The sequence below is a fragment of the Prevotella sp. oral taxon 317 str. F0108 genome, from assembly GCF_000162415.1.
Taxonomy (GTDB): domain Bacteria; phylum Bacteroidota; class Bacteroidia; order Bacteroidales; family Bacteroidaceae; genus Prevotella; species Prevotella conceptionensis.
In genome coordinates, this window is record NZ_GG740074.1 from 265399 (window position 1) to 272395 (window position 6997).

The window sequence follows — 6997 nt, forward strand, 5'->3', positions numbered from 1 at the left end:
TTCCTCTGAATCGAACCATGCCCCTTGCATCATGCCTAAAAGTGCAAGAATAAGCAGCGGGCTTATTACGGACAACACCTTTAACAGTATCTTTTTCATACGCTCCATTCTCGTTTTTGAACATTCTTTTTCCAACCTACATCAGCGACTTCTATTACACATAACGCACCTGCAAATGTACAACTATTTGGCTACAAGACACCGCTTGCGTATGATAAAAGATGTTTGGTGTTTATAATTTCTGTATTCAGGTTGCTCAACGACAAACGGCTAGCAAGCCATTGCGCCATCTATGCGGAGAAGAAGACGCCTTTGACGGGGCTATGACTATGGTGCTGTTGCCGCAAGCTGGGCACATTCTCGCCCGTGGTCAATGTGGGTTAAGCAAAAAAGCAGTCGGGCATTTGGCCCGATAAAAGAGCGACTCGCCTTTGCGAAACCCCAGCTTACCGTGTTACAATCAAACTGATGAAGAAGTCTGTCGTGATGGCATAAACCTAAGTTTCGCACCCCAAAACAAATACATGCCGCATTTTTTTTGTACTTTTGCAGTGCCTTAACCCAATGCAACACAAATACGGAGGGAGGAAACGGGCAAGTACACATGATTATATATAGTACAATGGAACAGAAACAATACAAACGAACCACCATCACAGCTGCCTTGCCTTACGCTAACGGCGGCGTGCATATCGGACACTTGGCCGGCGTTTACGTGCCTGCCGACATCTACGCACGATATATGCGACTGAAAAATGAGGACGTGGTGTTTATCGGAGGTAGCGACGAACACGGCGTGCCCATCACTATCAGGGCAAGAAAAGAGGGCGTTAGTCCGCAAGACGTGGTAGACAGGTTCCACGCCATGATAAAAAAGAGCTTCGAAGACTTCGGCATATCGTTCGACATTTATAGCCGAACGACCTCGCCCACGCACCATCAGCTGGCAAGCGACTTCTTTAAGAAACTATACGAAGACGGAAAACTGCTGGAAAAAGAAACCGAACAATATTATGACGAGGAGGCGCATCAGTTTCTGGCCGACCGCTATATCATGGGCGAATGCCCCCACTGCCATAACGAAGGGGCGTATGGCGACCAATGCGAGAAGTGCGGACGCGACCTTTCGCCTACCGAACTGCTGCACCCACGCTCTACCATCAGCGGTTCGCAACCCGTGTTGAAGAAAACCAAGAACTGGTATCTGCCGCTAGACAAGTACCAAGACTGGCTGAAAGAATGGATTTTGGAAGGGCATAAGGAATGGCGACCCAATGTGTATGGACAGTGCAAAAGTTGGTTGGACTTAGACTTGCAACCACGAGCCATGACGCGCGACTTGGATTGGGGCATTCCCGTTCCCATCGAAGGAGCAGAGGGCAAAGTGCTCTACGTGTGGTTTGATGCGCCCATCGGTTACATATCGAATACCAAAGAGTTGTTGCCTGACACATGGGAGAAGTGGTGGAAAGACCCCGAAACGCGTTTGGTGCACTTCATCGGCAAAGACAACATCGTGTTCCACTGCATCGTGTTCCCCGTGATGCTTAAAGCACACGGCGGCTATATCCTGCCCGAAAACGTTCCTGCGAACGAGTTTCTCAATCTGGAAGACGAAAAGATATCCACTTCGAAGAACTGGGCCGTGTGGCTGCACGAGTATTTGGAGGACTTCCCTGGCAAGCAAGACGTGCTGAGATACGTGCTTACGGCCAACGCGCCCGAAACAAAAGACAACAACTTTACGTGGAAAGACTTCCAAGAACGCAACAACAATGAGCTTGTGGCCGTGTATGGCAACTTCGTCAACAGGGCTTTGCAGCTTACGAAGAAGTATTTCGGCGGTCGTGTTCCTGCCTGCGGCGAACTGAACGAGGTGGATAAACAGGCCTTAGACGAGTTTAAAGACGTGAAGGAGAAGGTGGAAGGCTTGCTCGATACGTATAAATTCCGCGATGCACAGAAAGAGGCCATGATGCTGGCACGCATCGGCAACAGGTACATCACCGAGTGCGAGCCGTGGAAAGTGTGGAAGACCGACCCCAAAAGGGTTGAAACCATCCTTTATATCTCGCTGCAATTGGTGGCCAACTTGGCCATCGCCTTCGAACCCTTCTTGCCTTTTAGCAGTGCGAAGTTGCGCAGTATGCTTAATATGGAGGGTGTAGACTGGAATGTACTTGGCAACACTGAGATATTAAAGCCTGGGCATCAGCTGGCCGAACCCGAACTGCTGTTCGAGAAAATAGAGGACGAGGCTATCGAGGCGCAACTGAAAAAGCTGGCCGATACCAAAAAGGCTAACGAGGCCGAAACATATAAGGCCAAGGAGATTAAGCCCACGGTGGACTTCGCTGACTTTGAAAAATTAGACCTCAGGGTGGGCCGCATACTTGCCTGCGAGAAGGTGAAGAAGGCTAACAAGCTGCTTAAATTCACGCTCGACGACGGCAGCGGCACGCCGCGCACCATCGTTAGCGGTATCGCTAAGTTCTACGAACCCGAAGAATTGGTGGGGCGCGATGTGGTGTTCATCGCCAACTTGGCTCCCCGACAACTAATGGGCATCGAAAGTCAAGGCATGATTCTCTCTGCCGAGAACTACGACGGCGGGCTGAGTCTGCTGTCGCTGATGAAAGAAGTGAAGGCAGGAAGTCAAGTGGGATAAAAGAAATTATCCCACACAACTGGTCTCAGCCCCACAGCTCACCAACAACTACCGGCCTCACCCCCAACCCCTCTCCAAGGGGAGAGGGGAGTGATATGTATTGCGTTGGTAAAACTAACGAACCAGAAATGTCTGTTTATCGACGTTACACCCACAGCAATAGCAAGGCATACTACTCCCCTCTCCCCTTGGAGAGGGGTTGGGGGTGAGGCCAGTTGTTGGGGGCAGTTGTGGGGTAGCTGTCGCTTTGCCTGTGTAGAACATAAACTACTTGTTAATTGAGAATAAATAACCTTTGATTGTTTGGCAGACTTGAAGTTTTTTCATACCTTTCGCCTGCAGAACCAACACATCTGATAGAATGAACACTAACAACAACTATTGCCTGATTTTGGCAGGCGGTCGAGGACTTCGCCTGTGGCCTTACAGCCGTTTGTCCTTTCCTAAACAATTCGTCGACTTCTTCGGAGTGGGCAGGAGTCAGTTGCAACAAACCTTCGATAGGTTCGCACAACTGATAGACCCGTCGCACATATTGGTGAGCACAAACGAGACTTACGCAGACATCGTGCGTAATCAGCTGCCCGAACTTCCTCCCGAGAACATTCTTGCAGAACCCATTTACCGAAGTACAGCCCCAAGCGTGGCATGGGCTTCGCACCGCATTCTGCGCCAATGTCCTGAGGCGTGCCTCGTGGTTACGCCCTCCGACCAAGCCATTCAGGGCGAAGAGGCCTTCCAACGCGACATCATTCGCGGGCTAGACTTCGTGTCGAAAAAAGACGGCATGCTGACGTTGGGCGTGAAACCAACTCGCCCCGAACCCGGATATGGCTACATACAAATGGGCAAAGAGGTGGAAAACGATGTGTTCGAAGTGCAGTCGTTTACCGAAAAGCCCGACCGCGAGTTTGCTCGCATGTTCATGCAAAGCGGCGAGTTTTATTGGAATACGGGACTTTTCCTACTGAATGTGCAGTTTGCCCGCAACCGTTTCTGCGAGCTGTTGCCCCCTGTTCTTAGGAAATTCGACGCAGACAACCCTAAGTTTAATCCCCACGAGGAGGCGCTTTTCATACGCGAGAACTTCCCACTATACCCCAATCTCTCTATCGAGCACGGCATTTTGGAGTCGTCTAACGATGTGTTTGTGATGCAATGCCACTTTGGATGGGCCGACCTCGGCACGTGGCACGGCATGTACGAGACGATGCAAAAGGGCGAAAACGACAATGTGGTGATTGATAGCGACGTGATTTTGGAGGATAGCAGCAACAATATCATTAAGTTGCCCAAAGGTAAACTGGGCGTAATAAACGGGCTAGAAGGCTTTATCGTGGTGGAGAAAGATAATGTTTTGCTCATCTGTAAGAAGGAGGATTCATCGGCCAAGGTACGCAAATACGTTAACGAAGTGATGCTGAAGAAGGGCGAAGGTTTTGTGTAACGGCATCTTGGGGATGTGCCAACCTCTTTATATCTGCGCTGCCAGCTATCGCAGCACGTTCGTAAAAGGTTTCTTTGGAACAATGCCCAACTCATCATCCCCCGGCTAATCACCCTATTCTCCCCCATTTACATAGCCACGAACAAGCTAACAAAGGCAGACACCGCAAGTTTTTTTGCCAAATTCTTTGCTCATTAAAAAAATATACGTACCTTTGCACTCGCTAAGCCCAGATGGCGGAATCGGTAGACGCGCTGGTCTCAAACACCAGTGGAGCAATCCATCCCGGTTCGACCCCGGGTCTGGGTACAAAGAAAAAAGCTAAGTAGTTTATTTCTAAACTCTTAGCTTTTTCTTATTTTATAATTGTTCCCATTCAGTATAATGCTACGACATAGGACTCAACTATTATAATGTTCTATAGCATCTTTATATACTTTATCACTTTCTTCATTGAAAAATTGCTTTTTTTCCTTTAGGTCTTTAAACTTGCCGTAGAGACTTTTATAAATAATTTGATGGGCTTTATTTGCAACTCCATCTTCATTATACTCATCCATATCACAATCCTGACTCAAAAAGACATCTAATAATTTCAATAAATCGCCTTTAGAGATTCTATCGATTTCATAATCTGTTATTCCATCAAAGGAATAATAAGCTTTTCCACTATTAATTTTCAAGATTTTCATAATTCTTATTTCTTTTTTGATACGCATCACTTCCAGCTTCTAAACTGTCAATTTGGATTACATAATTCCGTTTTTGTTCATTATCTTTATTCTTCAAAAATTTATCATTGGGATATCCATAATAGATTTTAAAAATTTTATCTTTACCACTAATCTGCTTTTCTGTGAACAGGATATAATCAGGCTGTATAGAACCTCCTATAGTACTATTATGAGTTACTATAACAACAGGCATTTCCTTTGAGAACTCTTTTAACAAACTGTTTACATCATCTTTTAGGAAAATGTTATCAAAAGACGATTCAGGTTCATCTATTAATAGCATATCATAATTTCGAGCATCTTCAATTGTTTGTAACAAATTAAATTCTGCACTTTCACCACCAGATATAGTAAATCCGTCTTCATTTAATATTTTATACTCGATATCTACAAATAGCTTGTAAAATTCTGATGGGCTGATAGTCTCACAGTTTCTTAATTCCTTTAGATAATCAATTGGACTATCATACTTCAGATAAGCTTGAGCTAAACTAACTCTAACGTGTAGGCGTTGCTTAAGATCTGTTGCATTTACAAAAGGATGAGTAGTGGCTATTACCTTAAACTTTTTAAGGGTCAGTTCTCTGATTTTCCTTTCTCTCTTTACAAGCTTACACAAATTTATAAACTTTAATCTTTTACATCTACGTAATGCAATTTGGTACAAATCTAAATCATCATTGATTGGTGTTGATGAGGATTTTATTTGCAGTTTACCTTTTATTTCTCTTATTACGTCATTTGTCCATTCTTTTTTCTTCTTTTCTATAGAAATGTTTCTTCTCATCATAATCAAATCATTATATAGAGCGATAATTTTACTTCTCTCAATATGCCTGTCTATCACCGCCTTATAATGTTTGTTATCTAGGAGTTCACTTACATTCCTGATCAATGATTCCAATATTGTCATTTCTACTGGACTAAAGAGTTCCTCACTAAAAAGAGCGCATTTTGAATATACATCTCTAACCCTTTCATCCTTGGCGTACTGAATGAGAGAACCTAAATAATTGTCAAGTACAGATTCGTCATCTTCCATACTAGGAGTATTAAGTAAATCTTCAATTACAGTTTTGAAAGGTGATATGAAATCTTCAAAAAGACTATTCTTCTTATCTGCCAAAAGTTGATCGAAAGTATTCTTATCTTTCTTATCATCCCTTTCTAACAATTGAAACTGCTTTATATATTTTATATTTCCTCCTTTATATTCCTCCTTTATCATTTGTAATGTATGGGTTTTACCAGAGGAACGACGACCGAGTATGATGTTGAGACCTGTAGATAATTTGATCTCTCCATTTTGAATACTTATCAAATCATGTCCACCATCTTCGTTCAAAGAGACTTTGCTTTTGTCATGTAAAACGCTCTTGAGAGAATTAAGTGTTATGTCTCCAATATCAACAAATGTTTGTTGAGAAGAGAATACCATTGTGGAACTTGTTAGTCGGCAGTCACTAAATACAACTGGGGTGAGTGCATTAGGGTCTTTGATTGCATAAATAAATTTTTTTGGGCTTGTTACTTCTCCCGCAAAAATATCATCTCCAAACTTGTTAATTATATCGAAAGGAATTTTAGGTTCTTTCCAATAATGAGGTATAACAAGAAATCTACTTAAGTCTGGAAATATATCACGAAATGTATCATAGTCAAGACTTGAATTTGGGGAGACAATTTTCGAATACACAGCCTTTGCTTGTGAAACAAAAGAATCTATGGATTCGTATTCTGTTATTAATAATATATGTCCTCCACATAAATCTATTTCTATCCCTGGCATTACAACGACATCCGTTAATTTATCTTTGATTCGTAGAAACTGGTCTTTATCAAAAGTATTGTGATTGGTTACAGCAATACAGTCTATCCGCATGGTATTTGTGTATTCGGATAATTTGTCTATATCAAACTCAAAATCTGCATCATTGAGTGTAGATAAAGTATGAATATGTAAGTCTATTTTCCTCATATCCTATTAGTTTATATTATTCTTTTATCGAAATCATCTAGGCCTTTAAAATCTCTACAAATTGAGAGGAGTTTATTATCTTTGTGCTGTAAAAACCAAGATAAACACTCCTCTCATGTACGAAGTACTGGACAAAGATACAATAAAATCTGAGATCTTGCCATTTTTAT

The 6997-nt window shown here is 43.0% G+C and carries 4 protein-coding genes and 1 tRNA gene; 3 read left to right on the forward strand and 2 right to left on the reverse strand.

Going from position 1 to position 6997, the window contains the following annotated elements:
• Positions 1-622: 622 nt before the first annotated feature.
• The 3 genes from metG (at position 623) to HMPREF0670_RS10435 (ending at position 4424) form a co-directional block, all read left to right on the forward strand.
• On the forward strand, positions 623-2668 hold the full coding sequence (metG, locus tag HMPREF0670_RS10425; RefSeq protein WP_044078141.1) for a methionine--tRNA ligase: 2046 nt from the start codon (positions 623-625) through the stop codon (positions 2666-2668).
• Positions 2669-3029: 361 nt separating this feature from the next.
• On the forward strand, positions 3030-4115 hold the full coding sequence (locus HMPREF0670_RS10430) for a mannose-1-phosphate guanylyltransferase (protein WP_009231123.1): 1086 nt from the start codon (positions 3030-3032) through the stop codon (positions 4113-4115).
• 227 nt (positions 4116-4342) lie between these two features.
• Positions 4343-4424, forward strand: a tRNA-Leu gene (locus HMPREF0670_RS10435).
• Positions 4425-4516: 92 nt separating this feature from the next.
• Here the strand turns inward: HMPREF0670_RS10435 and HMPREF0670_RS10440 are convergent.
• Complete coding sequence (locus tag HMPREF0670_RS10440) at positions 4517-4807, reverse strand: hypothetical protein (protein WP_009231124.1); 291 nt, start codon at positions 4805-4807, stop codon at positions 4517-4519.
• Positions 4788-6827, reverse strand: coding sequence for a hypothetical protein (locus HMPREF0670_RS10445; RefSeq protein WP_044078142.1), 2040 nt, complete (start codon positions 6825-6827; stop codon positions 4788-4790). The genes HMPREF0670_RS10440 and HMPREF0670_RS10445 overlap by 20 nt, the downstream gene beginning before the upstream one ends.
• Between the last annotated feature and the right edge of the window lie 170 nt (positions 6828-6997).